The organism is Cupriavidus sp. 05T42, assembly GCF_056396345.1.
On record NZ_JBFTLH010000016.1, the window covers coordinates 16,442 to 34,499 of the forward strand.

At 65.9% G+C, this 18,058-nt stretch carries 18 protein-coding genes; 15 read left to right on the forward strand and 3 right to left on the reverse strand.

The genetic code is table 11. From position 1 onward, the window contains the following. Nucleotides 1–123 precede the first annotated feature (123 nt). The 9 genes from AC1EJR_RS20190 (at nt 124) to AC1EJR_RS20230 (ending at nt 9,717) form a co-directional block, all read left to right on the forward strand. Nucleotides 124–1,104 (forward strand): Bug family tripartite tricarboxylate transporter substrate binding protein, encoded by a 981-nt coding sequence (locus tag AC1EJR_RS20190; protein ID WP_477147467.1) that lies wholly within the window; start codon nt 124–126, stop codon nt 1,102–1,104. A 410-nt stretch (nt 1,105–1,514) separates the two neighbouring features. Further along, the gene (locus AC1EJR_RS20195; protein WP_477147468.1) at nt 1,515–2,690 is read left to right on the forward strand and encodes a branched-chain amino acid ABC transporter substrate-binding protein; all 1,176 of its coding nucleotides are present in this window, start codon (nt 1,515–1,517) and stop codon (nt 2,688–2,690) included. A gap of 86 nt (nt 2,691–2,776) precedes the next feature. Next, nucleotides 2,777–3,706 carry a branched-chain amino acid ABC transporter permease gene (locus tag AC1EJR_RS20200; protein ID WP_092295344.1) on the forward strand — a complete coding sequence of 310 codons (930 nt, stop codon included), beginning with the start codon at nt 2,777–2,779 and terminating at the stop codon, nt 3,704–3,706. Then, nucleotides 3,693–4,901, forward strand: coding sequence for a branched-chain amino acid ABC transporter permease (locus AC1EJR_RS20205; protein WP_177219933.1), 1,209 nt, complete (start codon nt 3,693–3,695; stop codon nt 4,899–4,901). Before AC1EJR_RS20200 ends, AC1EJR_RS20205 begins: the two co-directional genes overlap by 14 nt. Continuing rightward, a complete protein-coding gene (locus AC1EJR_RS20210; protein ID WP_092295341.1) occupies nt 4,898–5,680 on the forward strand; it encodes an ABC transporter ATP-binding protein in 783 nt (260 codons plus the stop codon). The genes AC1EJR_RS20205 and AC1EJR_RS20210 overlap by 4 nt, the downstream gene beginning before the upstream one ends. Then, on the forward strand, nt 5,677–6,390 hold the full coding sequence (locus AC1EJR_RS20215; RefSeq protein ID WP_454757613.1) for an ABC transporter ATP-binding protein: 714 nt from the start codon (nt 5,677–5,679) through the stop codon (nt 6,388–6,390). The genes AC1EJR_RS20210 and AC1EJR_RS20215 overlap by 4 nt, the downstream gene beginning before the upstream one ends. Before the next feature lie 32 nt (nt 6,391–6,422). Further along, the gene (locus tag AC1EJR_RS20220; protein WP_477147469.1) at nt 6,423–7,724 is read left to right on the forward strand and encodes an amidase; all 1,302 of its coding nucleotides are present in this window, start codon (nt 6,423–6,425) and stop codon (nt 7,722–7,724) included. A gap of 12 nt (nt 7,725–7,736) precedes the next feature. Next, the gene (locus AC1EJR_RS20225) at nt 7,737–9,071 is read left to right on the forward strand and encodes a M20 family metallo-hydrolase (protein WP_441592452.1); all 1,335 of its coding nucleotides are present in this window, start codon (nt 7,737–7,739) and stop codon (nt 9,069–9,071) included. A 52-nt stretch (nt 9,072–9,123) separates the two neighbouring features. Continuing rightward, nucleotides 9,124–9,717 (forward strand): helix-turn-helix domain-containing protein, encoded by a 594-nt coding sequence (locus AC1EJR_RS20230; protein ID WP_092295329.1) that lies wholly within the window; start codon nt 9,124–9,126, stop codon nt 9,715–9,717. Between the two features lie 4 nt (nt 9,718–9,721). Here the strand turns inward: AC1EJR_RS20230 and AC1EJR_RS20235 are convergent, their stop codons facing one another. Continuing rightward, entirely contained in the window at nt 9,722–10,492 is a 771-nt protein-coding gene (locus AC1EJR_RS20235) for an IclR family transcriptional regulator (RefSeq protein ID WP_092295326.1), read from the reverse strand. Between the two features lie 96 nt (nt 10,493–10,588). Between AC1EJR_RS20235 and AC1EJR_RS20240 the strand changes: the two genes are divergently transcribed. The 5 genes from AC1EJR_RS20240 to AC1EJR_RS20260 all read left to right on the forward strand — a co-directional run bounded on the left by AC1EJR_RS20240 (nt 10,589) and on the right by AC1EJR_RS20260 (nt 15,260). Then, nucleotides 10,589–11,566 (forward strand): Bug family tripartite tricarboxylate transporter substrate binding protein, encoded by a 978-nt coding sequence (locus AC1EJR_RS20240; protein WP_477113224.1) that lies wholly within the window; start codon nt 10,589–10,591, stop codon nt 11,564–11,566. 39 nt (nt 11,567–11,605) lie between these two features. Continuing rightward, a complete protein-coding gene (locus tag AC1EJR_RS20245; protein ID WP_092295320.1) occupies nt 11,606–12,289 on the forward strand; it encodes an RraA family protein in 684 nt (227 codons plus the stop codon). Continuing rightward, nucleotides 12,286–13,233: an NAD(P)-dependent oxidoreductase gene (locus AC1EJR_RS20250; protein ID WP_477147470.1), complete on the forward strand. Its 948-nt coding sequence runs from the start codon at nt 12,286–12,288 to the stop codon at nt 13,231–13,233. The genes AC1EJR_RS20245 and AC1EJR_RS20250 overlap by 4 nt, the downstream gene beginning before the upstream one ends. Before the next feature lie 85 nt (nt 13,234–13,318). Beyond that, a complete protein-coding gene (locus tag AC1EJR_RS20255; RefSeq protein WP_477147471.1) occupies nt 13,319–14,302 on the forward strand; it encodes a Bug family tripartite tricarboxylate transporter substrate binding protein in 984 nt (327 codons plus the stop codon). A 40-nt stretch (nt 14,303–14,342) separates the two neighbouring features. Then, the gene (locus AC1EJR_RS20260; protein ID WP_477113226.1) at nt 14,343–15,260 is read left to right on the forward strand and encodes an SMP-30/gluconolactonase/LRE family protein; all 918 of its coding nucleotides are present in this window, start codon (nt 14,343–14,345) and stop codon (nt 15,258–15,260) included. On the opposite strand, the gene AC1EJR_RS20265 is transcribed toward AC1EJR_RS20260, so the two are convergent. Beyond that, on the reverse strand, nt 15,257–16,027 hold the full coding sequence (locus tag AC1EJR_RS20265) for a helix-turn-helix domain-containing protein (protein ID WP_477113227.1): 771 nt from the start codon (nt 16,025–16,027) through the stop codon (nt 15,257–15,259). The two genes, AC1EJR_RS20260 and AC1EJR_RS20265, sit on opposite strands and share 4 nt — an antisense overlap. Nucleotides 16,028–16,147: 120 nt before the next feature. Here AC1EJR_RS20265 and AC1EJR_RS20270 point away from each other — a divergent pair, with 120 nt between their 5' ends. Further along, entirely contained in the window at nt 16,148–16,969 is an 822-nt protein-coding gene (locus AC1EJR_RS20270; protein WP_092296145.1) for a sulfite exporter TauE/SafE family protein, read from the forward strand. 11 nt (nt 16,970–16,980) lie between these two features. Here AC1EJR_RS20270 and AC1EJR_RS20275 read toward each other — a convergent pair whose 3' ends face one another. Continuing rightward, nucleotides 16,981–17,670 carry a nitroreductase gene (locus AC1EJR_RS20275; protein WP_369823446.1) on the reverse strand — a complete coding sequence of 230 codons (690 nt, stop codon included), beginning with the start codon at nt 17,668–17,670 and terminating at the stop codon, nt 16,981–16,983. Nucleotides 17,671–18,058: the final 388 nt, after the last annotated feature.

Genomic DNA, 18,058 nt, shown 5'->3' on the forward strand with positions numbered 1-18,058 from the left:
CGGGCGCAACGGGCGGCCTGGGTCCGCCATCTGCCACGCGTTTGCGGGAGCGGGCGCGTCGGTGGCGGCAGCTCTATTGAGGCGGGGCCTCCCTACAAGAACTGGAGACAAAACATGAGATTCATGAATCGCTGCGCACTGCGCGTTGCCCTGGCAATGGGAGGGCTCTCGCTGGTCATGGCCACGCCGGGCGTGTGGGCCGATACCTGGCCGAGCAAGCCAATCAAGTATGTGGTGCCGTTCTCGCCGGGCGGGGTGTCGGATGCCACTGCCCGCATCGTCGCCGAAGGCCTGTCGCAGCGATTGGGACAGCCAGTCGTCATCGATAACAAGCCAGGCGTATCGGGCATCCTGGGKACGCAGTTTGTGGCCCGTGCCGAGCCTGATGGTTACACCATCATGGGCGGCACCATTACCACGCACGCGGTCAATCCCTTCTTCTACAAGAAGCTTGGCTATGACCCGGTCAAGGACTTCGTGGCGGTGAATCTTGTGGGCACGGTCAGCAACGTGCTGGTGGTGTCGAACGACAGCCAATACCAGTCGGTCGACCAGATCGTCGCGGCCTTGAAGGCCAAGCCTGGTGCGTTGACGTTCGGCACGGCGGGACCGGGCAGCTCGCAGCAGTTGTCGGGCCAGTTATTCCAGAACATTACGGGTACGCGCCTGCAGCAGATCTCCTACAAGGGCGGCGCAGCGGCGATGACGGACCTGATAGGCGGCCAGATCGACATGGTGTTCGAGACGGTTGCCGCCGCCAAGCCCATGCTCGACGGCAAGCGCGTGCGCGCGATCGGCGTGACGTCGGCGCACCCGCTGCCGAGCCTGCMCGGGGTGCGGCCGTTGGCGGAGCAGGGTCTGAAGGGCTTCGAGATGCAGTCATGGCAGGGCATTTTCGCGCCAGCGGGCACGCCGAAGCCGATTGTCGATCGCCTCGCCACCGAGATCGCGGCTGTCGTCGCGACGCCGGCCGTGCAACAGCGCTTGCGCGCGCTCGGCGTGGAGCCGGAGGGAAAGCCGTCCGCTGCCTTCGCCGCGTTTCAGCGCTCGGAAGTCGCAAAGTGGGGCAAGATCATCCAGGCCGCCGGGGTGGTACCAGAATGAGCGAGACAGCACCTGCTTCCTGCTTTACGCCCCCGAGTACTTCAACGCCTTGCGCAGCGTCGATAATGACGACCCTGGAAAGGGCGTTGCGAGCCTCCGCGGACATCCATTGACGTGTGGCGGGCTGCCCCCCCGCCCATGCACCGAAAACGCAGGTCATGCACCGAAATGTCCTCGCGTTAACCCTGTCCTGGCGCCGCCGCGCGGCATATCCCCCCTCATTCCCCCCAAAAGTCCTACGGGTTATTGCCCGTTGCCCCATGGCACGCCTGTTGCATAGGATTCAAGTGACTTGAATTTGGTGCAGAGGACTTTCCTCGATGTGTTCCGGCGTATGGTCGGCGCCTTGCACCCGTTCGGTCAGGCGCCGGGCCTGCCGCCCGTTGGACATGTCTATATAGGGGAACAGAGTGCTGAAGAAGAAAACTGCGGCCGCCGCCGCGATTGCCGCCGCTGCCACGGGAGTGGTGCTGATGTCCGCGCCGGCGCAGGCAAAGGACGTCGTCAAGATCGCCTTTGTGGGCCCGCTGACCGGTGGCGTGTCGTCGATCGGCTTGGGCGGGCGCAATTCCGCTGACCTGGCCGTCCGCCTGCGCAACGCCGATCCCAAGGCCAAATACACCTACGAACTGGTCGTCCAGGATGACGAATGCCGGCCCAACGTGGGCGTGCAGGTGGCCACCAAGATCGCCGCGGACAAGTCGATCGTCGGCGGCGTGACGCACTTCTGCTMGGCCGTGGCCATGGGCACCGTGGGTGTCTATAACCGCTTTGGCATGCCGGCGGTCGTCTGGGGCGCGGTGCTCCCCGAAGTCACGTACGGCAACAACTTCAAGGAGATCCATCGCGTCAACGGCACGATGATCAACCAAAGTGAAGTGGCGGCCAAGTTCATGACCGGCCTGGGCTACAAGAAGTGGGCGATCATTCACGACACCACCGATTACGGCAAGGGTCACAACAAATACTTCAGTGAATTCCTGAAGAAGGACGGCGGCACCATCGTCGGCACCTTCGGCGTGACCGCCGACCAGCAGGATTTCACGACYGAACTGACCAAGATCCGCGAACTGAAGCCGGACGTGGTCTATTTCGGTGGCCTGACGCCGCTCGGCGTCCGCATCCGCACCCAGATGGAGAAGCTGGGCATCAAGGCCCAGTTCGAAGGCACGTCAGGCATCAAGTCCGATGCCTATATCGAAGGCGTGGGCAAGCCCCTGTCCGAAGGCTCGCTGGCCTTTATCGAAGGGGCGCCGGTCGAGAAGCTGGCCGGCGGCCAGTTGTTCATGGAGCGCTATACGCAGCAGAAGTACGGCGAGCCGCCTGAAGCCTATGGTCCGTTCGCCTTTGTCGCTGCCAACCTGATCATGGATGCCGTCGAGAAGGTCGGCCCGGATCGCAAGAAGGTCCGCGACGTGCTGAACGGTACGAAGGACGTCGACACCATTATCGGCAAGGTCACCTTCGATGAGCACGGCCAGAACGTGGTGCCGCTGATCACCAAGTACGTCGTCGAGGACGGCAAGTGGGTGATCTGGGAAGACAGCGCCTACGCCAAGGGCAAGAAGAAGCTGGCCGGACTGTAAGCGTGGCGCCTGAGCCGGGCCCGCGCCGTCTGCGGACCCGGCCTGGCACTGCTGGACGGTCTATTCAGGCCATTCTGGGGATACCGATGAGTGTATTGGGACAGTACGTCTTCAACGGGCTGATGCTCGGCATGATCTACGCCATGGTGGCGGTCGGCTTCACGCTGTTCTTTGGCGTGCTGGACGTCATCAAGTTTTCTCACGGCGATGTGCTGATGGTGGGCGCCTTCGCAGGGCTTGCCGCATCGGCCGGCGTGTTGGCGCTGCATGTGGATTCGCCGTGGCTGCAATTGCTGGCCATCGTGGTGTGCGCGATTGTCGTGACCGGCTTGCTGGGCGCCGTGATCGCCCGCTTCCTGATCCTGCCCTTGCGCAAGGCGCCGCCGCTGAACACCCTGCTGGCCACCTTGATGCTGGGTACGGTGCTGCGCGAAGCCGTGCGCCTGTTCTATCCGGATGGATCGAACCCGAAGCCGTTTCCCGCGCTGCTGCCCACCACGGAGCTGTCGCTCGGCGCGTTGACGCTTCGCGCCGATAACCTGATCTTGCTGGCGGCAGGTGTCGCCATCATCATCGGCGTCCATCTGTTGATCACGCGCACGCGTTTTGGCATGGCCATCCGCGCCGTGGCACAGGACGGCGAGACGGCGCGCCTGATGGGCATCAACTTCGAAGTGGTGGTGCTGGTCACGTTTGCGCTGGGCTCGGCCATGGCCGCGCTGGCCGGCGTGATGAACGGCCTCTATTACAACGAGATCAACTTCAACGTCGGGCTGCTCCTCGGCGTGATCGGCTTCGCAGCCGCCATCCTGGGTGGACTGGGCAACCTGTACGGCGCCATCCTCGGTGGCTTCCTGTTCGCGGCGCTCCAGGTGCTGGGCAGTGCGACGTTGCCGGCGCTGGTGCCCGATATCCCGAGCGCCTACAAGGATGTCTTTGCGTTCGCCGTGGTCATCGTGCTGATGGCCTTCAAGCCGACCGGACTTATTGCGGAGAAAGCCAGTGAACGTGTCTGACAACGTCTCGAATCCACTGCCCCCTGCCGTGGTTGGCGCCGGTGGCAAGCAGCGCAGCCCGGCCGTGGTGCTGGGCATCGCGGCCATCGTCATCGTGGCCTACCTCTATCTGTTCCTGCACGCGGAATCGCAGCTCTCCGTGGCCGCGTTGCTGGCACTGGCCGTCGCAGCGACGGTCATCGCAGGCAAGTTCAAGGTCACGCGGGCCGTGGAGCAGGCTGCCGCCCGGCGGCCCGGGCTGTCGCGGCTATGGTCGGTCGTGGGCACGCTCGTGCTGATCGTGCTGTTCCACGAAAGCCATTTTGTCTTGCTGATGCTGTGCGCGGTGCTGTTGTATACCACTGCCTGCCTGGGCCTGACGGTGCAGTTCGGTTTCTCCGGTGTATCCAACTTCGCCGGCGCGGCGTTCTTCGGCATTGGCGCGTACGCCACGGCGGTGCTGGCCGCGCATACGCCCATCCCGTCGATCCTTGTGATCGTGCTGTCCGGCATCGCGGCTGCGGTCATCGGCTCGCTGCTGATCGCGCCGGTGTTGCGGACGCGTGGCCACTACGCGGCGCTGGTGACCATCGCGTTCGGCATCCTGTTCAAGACCTTTCTCGAAGTCAACGATGTGCTGGGCGGTCCGCAGGGCCTGCAGGTGCCCGGCATGACGCTGTTCGGCTTCCAGTTCAACGAAGGCTTGACGCTGTTCGGCATCGACGTGTCGTTCTACGCCAGCTACGCACTGCTGAGCCTGGCGATCTGCGCAGGCACCTTTGCGGTGGTCAAGGCACTGGAGCGCTCGTGGGTGGGGCTGGCCATGGACGTGGTGCGTACCGATGAAACCGCCGCTGCGACCTTCGGCCTCCATATCGCGCGCTGGAAAGTCATCGCATTCATGCTCGGCAACTTCTTCGCGGGCGTGGCGGGCAGCGTCTACGGCATGGTCACGGCGTTCGTGGCACCGAACAACTTCACGTTCGCCGACTCGCTGCTGATGCTGTCGATCGTCATTCTGGGTGGTCTGGGCAATGTCGTCGGCCTGATCCCGGCCGCCATCATCGTGCTGGTGCTCCCGGAGAAGCTGCAGTTCATCCAGGAGTACCGCTTCCTGTTCTACGCGGCGCTGGTCATCGCCATCCTGCTGTTCCGTCCGGACGGGCTATTGCCGCGCAAGATCCGTCTGTTCTTCCCGACCCAGGACGCCAAATGAGCGACGCGATGATCGAGGTACGCAATCTCACGATGCGATTCGGCGGCCTGACTGCGCTGGACAATCTCCAGCTCGACATCCGCCGCGGGGAAGTGCTGGGCCTGCTGGGGCCGAATGGCTCCGGCAAGACCACGTTCTTCAACGTGCTCACGGGCCTCTACAAGGCCAGCGCGGGCACCATCACGTACAACGGCGAGAACGTCATCGGCAAGACGCCGCAGGACATCTATCGTAGCGGCGTGGCGCGGACGTTCCAGCGCTCCCGCCTGTCGCTGCCCCTGACCGTCTTCGACAATATCGTGATCGGCGACTACCAGCACATGCAGCACGGGCTGGTGTTCAACCTGTTTCGACGCAAGGCATTCCGGGCCGAGTATGAACGCTATGTGGAATCTGTGCGCGAACTGCTGGGCATCTTCAGCCCTCCGCTGGTCAGTCGGCTATTCGAGCCAGTCGAGTCGTTCACGATGATCGACCGTCGCCGGATCGAGGTCTGCCGCGCCCTGATGAGCCGGCCACGGCTGCTGCTGCTGGATGAACCTTCGGCAGGCATGACCCATGACGAAACCCATGAGCTGATGGACGACATCCTCCAGGTGCGAAGCAAGTTGCAGGACTTGTCCGTCGTGCTCATCGAGCACGAAATGAACGTGATCGAGCGCATCACCGATCGGTGCGTCGTGCTGAACTACGGCAAGAAGATCGCCGAAGGCACGTACGCCGAGATCACCGCCGATCCCGACGTGCAGACGGCCTATCTCGGGGAGGAAGCCGCATGAGCGATAACACGTTGCGCGTGGAGGGCCTGAGCACGGGCTATGACAAGGTCAACGTGCTGCATGACGTCTCCATCGAAGTGCCGCCCGGCAAGATCACCTGCATCCTCGGGGCGAACGGCGCGGGCAAGAGCACACTGATCCGGGCGATCCTGGGCCTGACGCCCGCGCGCAAAGGCCGCATCCTGTGGGATGGCGTGGACATCGCAGCGGAGAAGACGCACAACATCATCGCGCGCGGCATTTCCTGCATACCGGAAGGGCGCAAGGTATTTCCGCGCATGACCGTTGCCGAGAACCTGGCACTGGGCGCCTTCCTGGAGGCCGATCCGGCCAAGGTGCGGGAGCGCATCGCGCGCGTCTACGAGATATTCCCGCGCCTGCGCGAGCGGTCCGCACAGTTGGCCGGCACCATGTCGGGCGGCGAACAGGCCATGGTGTCGATCGGGCGCGGATTGATGGCGCAGCCGCGCCTGCTGGTCATCGATGAACCGTCGCTTGGCTTGTCGCCGCTGTACGTGAAGGAGAACTTCAAGGTCATCCAGCAGATCAACGAGCTGGGCATGACCGTGCTGCTGGTCGAGCAGAACGCGCGCCAGACGCTGGCGATTGCGCACCAGGGCTATGTGCTGACGCAGGGGCGCGTGGTGGCGCAAGGCTCGGCGCAGGCGTTGCGTGAGAATGACGAAGTGCGCGCCGCCTACTTTGGCTGAGTGCTGGCGGATCGATTCTGGAGACTGAAGCTTTGGACCAATATCTCGATCTTCCCGTGCGCGAACTGGTGGCGCGCATGGCCCGTCGCGAGCTGCGCGCGGAAACCGTCGTGCAGGCTGCGCTCGATCGCATCCGGGCGCAGGACGATGTCATCCATGCGTGGCAGCACGTTGGCGGTGAAGCGGCCATCGCGCAGGCGCGGCGTCTGGATGCCGGCACTGCGTCAGCGGCGCTGCACGGCGTACCGCTCGGCGTCAAGGATCTGATGGATACGGCGGATCTGCCGACGACATACGGATCGCCGATCTACGCGACGCATCGACCTGTGCTGGATGCCGCCCCCGTTGCACTGGCGCGAAGTGCTGGCGCGGTGGTGGTGGGCAAGACCGTGACCACGGAATTCGCGACATTCCAGCCGGGCCCCACGTGCAATCCACGCGCGCCCGTGAATGCCCCGCGCACGCCGGGTGGCTCGTCGAGTGGCTCTGCCGCCGCCGTGGCGGCTGGCATGGTKCCGCTGGCATTCGGCACGCAGACCGCAGGGTCGATCATTCGGCCTGCCGCCTACTGTGGCGTGATTGGCTACAAGCCCACCCACGCGACGTTGCCGCTGGCCGGTATCAAACCGTTGTCGCCCAGCCTGKATACGGTGGGTGTGCTGGCCCGGCGCGTGGACGACGCCGCGTTGTTTATCGGTACGCTGGCACGCGATGTCTCGATTACGGAGGCTTGTGCCCAGGCACCGACCCCGTTGCGCGTCGGCATCGTCCGCACGCCGCACTGGGAGCGCGCGGGTGCCGATGCGCGTGCCGCGCTGGAGACGGCGGTACGGACGCTGCAGGGCCTCGGCGCGTCGATTCAGGATGTCGAGTTGCCCGTCGCCTGCCATGGTCTCACCGAGGCCCAGATGGACATCATGGCCTTCGAAGCCGTCGCCGCGTTCGCACCGGAAGCGCGCGATCGGGCAGCGGATTTCAGCGCGGCCTTTGCCAGGCAGCTCGAAGTGGGGCGTGCGGTGACGGGCGAGCGCTTTCGCGCTGCGCTGGCGCTCGCGGAACAGGCGCGCATGTCGCTGGCAGTGTCGCTGGAAGGATTCGATGTGGTCCTGGCCCCCAGCGCAGAAGGCGAAGCGCCCGAGGGCCTAGCCGCTACCGGCGACCCGATTTTCTGCCGGATGTGGACCCTGCTCGGTACGCCTTGCGTCCATGTGCCGACCGGAACGGGCGCTGGCGGCATGCCTGTCGGCGTGACAGTGACCGCGCCACGCCACGCCGATGCGCGCGTACTGGCCGTGGCACATCGTTTATCTCAGGCGCTGGCTCTGGCGGCCTGACACCAGGAGAACATGTTGAATCGCTTGCATCAGCCCGCCGAGGCCATCGTGGATAACACCGTACAGGCCCTCGCCGAACGGGCACAGGACCATGTCGACGCCAATCGCCTGGCGGCATCGCTCACCGCCTTGGCGCAGTTCGGCGGTCGTGACGACGGCGGCGTGTCGCGCGAAACGCTGACAGCCATCGACCTCGCGTCGCGCCGCCACCTCGTCGATCAGGCGCGCGCGCTGGGCTGCCAGGTCAGCATCGACGATTGCGGAAACCTGTTCTTCCGGCGGGCTGGTAGCGAGGATCTGCCTCCCGTGCTGACCGGGAGCCATGCCGATACCCAGCCGGTGGGCGGCAAGTACGACGGGGCGTATGGCGTGCTGGCCGGCCTCGAAGTGATCGCGGCGCTCAACGCGGCGGGCATCGAAACGGTGCGACCCATCGAGGTGGTGTCGTGGACCAACGAGGAGGGCAGCCGCTTTGGGCCCGGCGCGATGGGCTCCAGCGCCTTCGTCGAGCCGGCGCGGCTGGCCGGCTATCGCGATGCCACCGACCAGACCGGCGTCCGGTTTGGCGATGCACTGGACGCGGCGCTGGCCGCCAGTCCTGACGTGGAGCGCGTGCCGATGGCGCGACCGATGTCCGCCTGCGTGGAACTCCATATCGAGCAGGGCCCCGTGCTGGAGGCTGCCGCCGTGCCGCTCGGGGTCGTCACGGGCATCCAGGCGGTGCGATGGTTCCGCGTGGAGTGCGCAGGCACCATGGCACACGCCGGCACCACGCCCATGGCCGTGCGGCGCGATGCGATGGCAGTGGCCGTCGCCATCGCGCAGGACCTCTACGCGCTGGCCCCACGCGAACCGGGGGCACCGGGCGCGCCGGAACTGCGCCTGACGCTTGGCCAATGGGCGGTGGTGCCGAATTCGGTCAACACCATCCCGGGCAAGGTGACATTCACGGTGGACATGCGCTGCCTGGACGATGCCGCCCTCGATCGCGCCGAGGCCGCGCTGCGGCTGGCCTGCACGCGTCATGCCCCGGCCTCCGACGTAGCGATCACGCGCTTCTTCCATCGTGGCCCGACGTACTTTCCCGAATCCATGCTGGCGTCCATTCAGCGCGCCTGCGGGCGGGCCAGCCAGCTTGCTGGCCGAGCGCCGCCGATGCGGCTCACGTCCGGCGCCTTTCACGATGCCATGTACGTGGCCGATCATTGCCCGACCGCGATGATCTTCGTGCCGAGCAAGGACGGGATCAGCCACAACGCGGCGGAGGACACCGATGCCACGGACCTGTTCCTGGGCGCGCAGGCGCTGGCGTACACTGTCGCCGAACTGGCCTGCCGCCGGCCGTGACCGACCCCCGGTGCGCGTGGCGGCCCCTTTGAATACCAACCAACCAGCCCGCATGGCAAAGACCGCGAGCCCGATCCCGCAAGAGCCGGTCGACAGCAAGTCGGCCACCCTGACGCTTGGTGTCAAGCTGCGCCACGCGCGGCTGGTGGCCGGCTATACCTTATTGCAACTGGCTAACAAGGCCGGTTGCTCCGAGAGCCTGATCTCGAAGGTCGAGCGTGGCCTGGCCACGCCGTCATTCACCACGCTCCACCGGCTGGCCGTGGCGCTCGACACCAATATCGGCGCGCTCACCAGCGAGGATGACGCGCACCAGTCGCCGATCCTCCGTCACGGCGAACGGCCCGTGATCCGTGTGGGTGGCGTGGCGCTCGAACGCGTGGTGCTGCCCAAGCGCGGCGGCCTGCTGCAGGCCAACATCCACATCGTCTGGCCCGGCGAAGCCAGTGACGGCCAGATCGAGCATCAGGGCGAGGAAGTCGGCTACGTGCTGGAAGGCAAGCTGGAGCTGATGCTGGGCGACGATATCTACCTGATCGGCCCGGGCGATGCGTTTACGTTCTCGAGCCAGGTGCCGCATGGCTACCGCAACGTCGGCGATGTCGTGGCGAAGGTGCTCTGGGTGAATTCGCCCGCGACGTTCTAGGCGATCACGGGTGCCACGTCGCCGGCTTGTCGACGGGCATGGCCGGCCGTTGGCTGCCCGCCATGGCGTACGAAAGCTTGTTCGCTGCATCGACGACCGTCTGCGCGAGTTCCAGCAGCCGGTCTTCCCCCAGACGCGCCGTCGGTCCCGAAATACACATCGATCCCAGCAGCCGCCAGTGCAGTCCGAATACGGGCGCCGAGACGCTCGATACCTCCGCTTCGCGCTCCCCAAGCGACAAATGGAAGCCACGGCGCCGGATCGTTTCATAGAGGTCGCCGGGCTCCCCTGAGAAGGCGAGGATCACCCGGCCGGGCGATCCACTGTCGAGGGGCAGGGCCGCGCCAATCCGGACATGGTGCCGGATCGCCTGCGGACCTTCCACACGCACCAGACAGGTCCGCTGTCTGCCTTCGCGAACATAGAACGACGCGCTTTCCCCGGTCTTGATGGTCAATTCGCGCAGCACCGGCTCCACCACGTCCTGCACGTTGAAGGTCGCCTGGTAGCACGCGCCCAGCCAGCCGGCCGCACGCCCAAGCCGCCAGCTCCCGTCTTCCTTCTGCACCAGATAGTTGTCCGCCGCCAGCGTGCGCGCCAGCCGCAGCACCGTGGTCTTGTGGATACCCGTCCTGCGGCTCAGTTCCGCCAGGGACAGCTGCGGATCGTTGACTCCGAAGGCCTCCAGCACGCGTAGCGCCCGCGTGACCGCGATGACGCCGCTCGCGGCCTCCTCAGTACCTGCGGGGCTGATTTCATCACTTTTTGGGTTCATGGCACGAAACGCGTTGCGTGGTACGAAACGGCATTGTATGGCGTGAAACGTTCGACAACAATCCGTCTCACAACACAACGAGATTCGGAGACAGTCATGAGCGCGATTCGCCGCTGCATGTTCACCCTTGCCGTCACTTTGCTTGGCGCTGCCCACGTGGCGGCCGCCGCACCCGCCTATCCCTCCAAGCCGATTCGCGTCATCGTGCCGTTCCCGGCAGGCGGGGGCACCGACATCATCGCGCGGGAAGTGACCAACAAGGTTGCCATGTCGACGGGCTGGACCTTCGTGGTGGACAACAAGCCCGGCTCGGGCGGCAACCTGGGCGTGGACGCCGCAGCGAAGGCCCCCGCCGACGGCTACACCATCGTGCTGGGGCAGACCAGCAACCTTGCCATCAACCCCACACTGTTCAGCCATCTGCCTTATGACCCGGTCAAGGACCTGACGCCGATCAGCCTCGTGGCCAGCGCGCCGCTCGTTCTCGTGACGCCGGTCAGCTCGCCCTACAAGACCCTGGCCGATGTCATCAAGGCCAGCAAGGCAAAGCCGGGCGCGCTCAATATCGCCTCGCCCGGCAATGGCACCGTCGCCCATCTCTCGGGCGAGTTGCTGCAGAAGACGGCCGGCATCAAGCTGATTCACGTGCCGTACAAGGGCGCCGCCCAGGCGGTGAACGACCTGATCGGCGGTCAGGTCGACCTGTATCTCTCGTCGGTGCCGACCCTGCTGGCCCATATCAAGAGCGGCAAGCTGCGCCCGCTGGCGGTCACCTCGGCGAAGCGCGTGGACGATCTGTCCCAGGTACCCACCATCGCCGAGTCCGGCTACGCCGGCTTCGAGGCCTCGACCTGGTTCGGTTTCGCCGCACCGGCCGCCACGCCGAAGGACATCGTCACGCGGCTGAATGCCGAGTTCAACAAGGCGCTCAAGTCGCCCGATCTGGCGAAGAAGCTGAACGACCAGGGTGCGCTGGTCCTTGGCGGCTCCCCCGAGGCGTTCGGCACGCAGATCCGTCAGGACATCGCCCGCTGGGCTTCGATCATCAAGGACTCCGGCACCAAGCTGGACTAATCCTCCTCTCCCTTTCCCCTTGCCTACCGGAGCCAAGCCATGAGCCTGCCCAATATCAACCAATCGTTTGAACGCGTATCGGCCGCCGTTGTCGCCAAGGCCGCGAAATTCCAGCCGGCGATTCTCGCCGACGTCGCGGGCCGCCGTGGCGCGCTGCATGGCCGCATCAAGGCCCTGCGCCCGAGCATGAAGCTCGCTGGTCCGGCCTTCACGGTCGAGGTTCGCCCCGGCGACAACCTGATGATCCACGCCGCGCTGGCGCTGGCCCAACCGGGCGACATCCTCGTCATCGATGGCAAGGGCGACCAGACTTCCGCGCTGATGGGCACCATCATGATGAACGCGGCACGCCAGCTCGGGCTGGCCGGCGTGGTCATCGACGGCGCCGTGCGCGACAGCATCGAACTGGAGGAAATGCAATTCCCCGTCTTCTCCGTGGGTACCAACCCGAACGGCCCGACCAAGGAAGTCGGCGGCCGCATCGGTCACCCGGTCTGCGTCGGGGGCGTGACGGTGTACCCGGGTGACTACGTCTGCGGCGATGCCGATGGCGTGGTGGTGGTCGAGCGGGACAAGATCGAGTCGCTGCTCGCCGCCGCAGAACACAAGGAAGCGGCCGAAGCCAAGCGGATCGCACAGATCAAGGAAGGCAATACCACGGCGCCGTGGCTGCTGGCCTCGCTGGTGACCGCCGGCGTGCTCAAGCAGGGAGAAACGCTGTGACGAGCCGGCCCKCCATCATCGTGACGGGGGCGGACCTGGCGCCCGAAGCCCTCGCCATCCTCCACGACTACACGATCGTCTTCGCCGGCAAGACCCCGCAACCCGCTGACCTGGTCGCCCTCGCGAAACAACAAGACCCGGTTGCCATCATCGTCCGCTACGGTAGCGTGACGGCCGAGGTCATGGATGCCGCCCCGTCACTGCGGGTGATCGCCAAGCACGGCAGCGGCACGGATACCATCGACAAGGTTGCCGCCGCAGCGCGGGGCGTGGAGGTGCTGGCGGCGGTCGGTGCCAATGCCGCCGCCGTGGCGGAGCATGCGCTGGCGCTGATGCTGGCCTGCGCCAAGTCGATCGTGCCGCTCGATGCGCGCATGCACGGCGGCCACTGGGACAAGGCCACGCACAAGAGTGTCGAACTGAGCGGGCGCACCGTGGGACTGGTTGGCCTGGGCACCATCGGGCTGCGCTTTGCGCGGATGTGCCACGCCATGGATATGCGCGTGATCGGCTTCGACCCGTTCGCCAGGAATCTGCCCGACTACGTGCGGCCGGTCGGACTCGAGGCGATCTGGGCCGAGTCCGACGTGATCTCGCTGCATTGCCCGCTGACGGACGACAATCGCAAGATGCTGGACGCCGACGTGCTCGCGCGCTGCAAGCGGGGCGTGCTCGTCGTCAACACCGCACGCGGCGGGCTGATCGACGAACCGGCCCTGCTGGCGGCGGTCCAGTCGGGGCAAGTGGCTGGGGCCGGGCTCGATAGCTTCGCCGTCGAGCCGATGACCACGCCGCATATTTTCCACGGGCAACCGGGCGTGATTCTGACGCCGCACATCGGCGGTGTGACGGGTGCGGCCTACGTCAACATGGGCGTGGCCGCGGCCAAGAACGTGCTGGGGGTACTGAACCGCGAGCGGGAGCCGGCGCTGACGAAGGGCTAGCTGGCGGCTTCCAATCCGCGCAACACGCATGGCGACCCCGCCTGGAGCGGGGCGATCAAGAAGACACAGCAGTTTGGAGACACACATGACCACGCAACAACGCGGCGCCGGATGGCTGCCGCAACTGGTAATGGCGGCGCTCGCCGTCCTTTCGATGGGCGTGCACGCCGAGACCTGGCCGGCCAAGCCCGTCAAGATCGTCGTGCCCTATCCGCCGGGCGGCGCCGTTGATGCGGTCACGCGCAAGATGGCGCAGCGCCTGACCGAGCAGACCGGCCAGAGCTTCTTCGTCGAAAACAAGGCCGGGGCGACGGGCACCATCGGCGCGGTCCAGGTGGCGCGATCGGCGCCGGATGGCTACACGCTGCTGGCCAACGACACGACCTACGCGCTGCTGCCCCATATCTTCAAGAAGCTCCCGTTCGACTACGCCCAAGACCTGCAGCCGGTTTGCGCCTATGTATTCGCGCCGATGGGCGTGGTGGTCAAGGCGGACAGCAAGTTCAAGACGCTGAACGATCTGGTTGCCGCCGCGAAGGGGGCGGACAGCAAGATCTCCTATGGCTCGGGTGGCCCGGGGTCGACGCCCCATTTCGCCAGTGAGGCGCTCGGGCTGGCCGCCGGCGCGCACTTCATGCATGTGCCCTTCAAGGGCGCGGGCGAGGCGACCGTGGCGCTGCTGGGTGGCACCGTGGACTTCCAGATGGCCTCCATCTCGGGCGTGATCGGCCAAGTGCAAGGCAACAAGCTGCGCGTGCTCGCCGTGAGCGGCGACAAGCGCCTGCCGGCATTGCCCGGTGTGCCCACGTTCGCCGAGGCAGGCGTGCGCGGCTATGGCGTCACGAACTTCACGGGCCTCTGGGCGCCGAAGGGCACGCCGGCGGATGTCCTCGCTCGCCTGCAGAAGGAAGTCGCCACGGCGATGKCGACGCCCGACATGCGCACCTACGCCGAGAGCATCGGGGCCGATGCCGGCTATTGGGACGCCGGGGCCTTCCGCAAGGAGATGGGGGCGCGCACGGCGTTCTGGGGTAAGGTCGCCACTGCGACCGGCTTCGAGAAGCAGTGACCGGGCGGACACCCTGCGCAACCCTCTTCAGGTAATCGACATGTTCCTCCTCACCCCGCCAACGATCCGCCAGCCAGCGCTGTTCAGCAGCCTGCCGGAGCGCTATCGCAAACGTCGTCAGACCGAATGGTCCGATGCCAACCAGGGGGGGCGGGCCATCGACTCGTTCCTCGAAGGTCCGGTCGTCGACGATGCGGGCAATGTCTACGTGACGGATATTCCCAACGGTCGCATCTTCCGGATCGACAACGGGGGAGGGTGGGAGGTGATCGCCGAGTGGGACGGCGAGCCCAACGGCATGAAATTCATCGCTCCCGACCAACTGCTGGTCACGGACTACCGCAGCGGGCTGATGGTGGTGGAGACCCGCACGGGCGAGGTCCGGCCTTATCTGGCGCGCCGCAACACGGAAAGCTTCAAGGGCGTGAACGACCTGACGCTCGACTCGCAAGGCAACGTGTACTTCACGGACCAGGGCCAGACCGGCCTGCACGACCCCACCGGCCGGGTCTACCGGCTGACCCGCGAAGGCCGGCTGGACCTGCTGCTGTCCAACGTGCCGAGTCCCAATGGCATCGTCCTGTCTCCGGACGAACGTTTCCTGTTTGTGGCCGTAACGCGGGGGAACTGTGTGTGGCGGATGCCGCTGCTCGCAGACGGGAGTGTGTCCAAGACGGGGCAGTTCTTCACGTCCTATGGTCCCAGCGGACCCGACGGGCTCGCGATGGACCAGTCCGGACGCTTGCTGGTAGCCAACCCGGGGCTCGCCTACGTCTGGGTGCTGAATCACCGGGCGGAACCTGTCGAGGTGATTTGTGGCACCCCCGGCCACTCGTTGACCAACGTGGCGTTCGGCGGCCCGGCGCGCAAGACGCTTTACGTGACCGACTCCACCGCAGGCGAGATTCTTCGGGTCGAGATGGATGTCGCTGGCGTGCCCGCCCACCGGGTTGCCTAGCGTTTCGCCTGCAGGAATGACGAGGGCGGCGCGCCCAGCGCCTTGCGGAACATCGTCGAGAACGCGCTCGGGCTGTCGTAGCCGAGATCGAGCGCCACCTCCGTAACGGGCGTGCCGGCCGACAGGCGCGACAGCGCGGCCAACAGGCACGCCTGCTGGCGCCATGCGCCGAACGACATCCCCGTTTGCTGTTGGAACAGGCGCGCGAACGTGCGCGGGCTGCAGTGGAGCTGCCGCGCCCAGTCTTCGGCGGATGCGCCGATATCGGGGTGCGCCAGCAGTGCCGCGCAGAGCCTGACGAGCGCCGGGTCGCGCGGCATCGGCGCAAACAGGGGCAAGGTTGGCGCGCGATTCAGTTCGAACAGGATGAGCTGCATCAGCGCCCCGTCGCGGCTGTCCGCCATGTAGTGCGCGGGCACGTCTGCCGAAGCTAACAGCAGGGCATGCAGCAAGGGGCTGACCACCAGCACCTCGCAGCCCGGACTATCACGCGGCGCCGACTCCGGCAGCACGTAGACGCTGCGCGTGCTGACCCCGTTCATGCGCACCCGATGCGGCTTCTGCGCCGGAATCCACACACCCGTATAGGGCGGCACCACCCACGCGCCTTCCTCGGTGCCCACCTCCATCAATCCCGTCATGCCATACAGGAACTGGGCGCGGCGGTGGCTGTGCGTGTCGAGCAGCGTGCCGAAGGTGTAGTCGGTGCCGATGGCCAGCGCGGCACACGGGCTGGCATCGACGCTGTCGAGCGGAACATTGATCATCGGGACACGAGAGACGTTGGCAGGATCTCGAAGATTATTGTCCAAACATCGCAAGTTTGCCAGCCGCATCCGCCGTATCGTGATCATCCGTTCGATGGGAAACGAGGGCTAACGATGTCGATGTACGCGGTACTCATGCTCTGCGGCGGCCTGGCCGGCGTGACGACGGTGCTGTTCGGGTTTGGCGGCGGTTTTGTCGTGGTGCCGCTGCTTTATACGATGCTGACGATGACGCACGCCGCCGGCAGCGCCGTGGCGCAGGCGGCCATGCAGATCGCCGTGGCCACCTCGTCGTGCGTGATGATCTTTGGCGCTTCCATGGCGACGTGGCGCCACCATCGCGCCGGCAATGTCGACTGGCCGCGCATCCGGGCGATGGGTGCCTATATCGCCGTCGGTGCGGTCGTTGGCGCCGCCGCCGCGAGCTGGCTCAATGGCGACTGGGTGCGGTGGGCGTTCGTCGCCTATCTGGCCGTGACCATCGTGGACAGCACGCTGCGCCCCGGATTCATGCATGCCGGCCCGGGCACCGCGCGGCCGATGACCGCAGGCGCGACGGCCGCCATCGGCATCGGCATCGGGGCGATTGCCGCTTTCCTGGGCGTCGGCGGCAGCGTGATGACCGTGCCGCTGATGCGCCGGCGCGGGGCCACCATGACGCAGGCGACGGCGATGGCCAATCCGCTGTCATTGCCGATGGCGATTGCGGCCACCGTCACCTACGTCGCGCTGGCCTGGCAGCACGGCGCGACCTTCGGGCCTGGTCACGCCGGCTATGTCGACCTGCTGGCCTTTGTCGTGCTGGCGGCCGGCTCCTGGGTGGGGATCCGGCTGGCGGCACGCTGGATCGGCCGCATCCCGGACCGCGTCCACGCTGTCACGTATGTCGCGCTGCTCGCCCTGGTGCTGGTGATGATGGTAGCGGGCGGCAGCCTGGCGTGACTCGCCGGGCCTCAGTTGTCGATGAAAGAGACGAAAGCGTCGAGTTCCAGCCGCTGAATCGCCATGTTGTTCTCGGGCACGCTGTTGTCCGCATAACCCAGTGACATGCCGGCCACCACCATCTCGCAGTCGGGAATGCCGAGGCCCTTGCGGAGCACATCGGACTGCAGCGACCAGATCTGTTGCGGGCAGGTATCCAGCCCCTCCGCGCGCGCAGCCAGCATGACGTTCTGCAGGAAGCAGCCGTAGCAGAGGAAGCTGGCCCACTCCAGGCAGCGGTCCATCGTGAAGATCAGGCCGACCGGCGCGTCGAAGAAGCGGAACTGGCGTTCCACGTCGCGCCGCCGCCCGACGATATCGCTCCTGGCCACGCCCTGCGCGTCACCGAGCATGCCGCGGAACATGTTGAAGCGTGACGAATACGGCGCCGGCAGATCCTTGGGGAAGAACGGATACTCGTGGGCCAGCGTGTCGGGGCCGGCGCGGTAGGCGTCGACCGCGGCATCGGTGATTCGCTCGCGTGCGCTGCCGGTCAGCACATAGCATTTCCAGGGCTGGGTGTTGCTTGAACTCGGCGCGTACTTCGCCACCGACAGGATGTCCCTGACCGCCCGCAGCGGCACCGGCCGGTCCAGGAACGCGCGCTTGCTGCGGCGCCCGCGAATCAGTGTCTCGGTGAACCGCGTGGCCGCCGTGCTCATCTCCGTGTCCATCGCCATGTCCATCGCCATGTTCATCGCCGTCTCCATCTCAGCCTCCAATTCCATTTCCATCGCTCTTTCTCCGTGGTGGGGTCGTGGTGAAAAAATCATAGCCGCGTGGTGGACGGTGAAAAGATGGCGATGCTTGCATGCTTCGTCCGAKAACGATGAACGATGCACCGCACCGGCGCGTCATGCGTGAAGACGGTGCCGAAGTCCGAGGGTTTACCTGTGTGAGCGGAGGTGAAAAACGTGCCGCTTGCACCGCTGCGTGGCCGCGATGCACCGTTGGCAGGCGCGCGCCAAGGCACGCATTCCGGCGTCCATATTCATGGACGCAATGTTCCTGAAAGCCGCGCGCACGGCTGAATCCGGATCKCCTATCTTC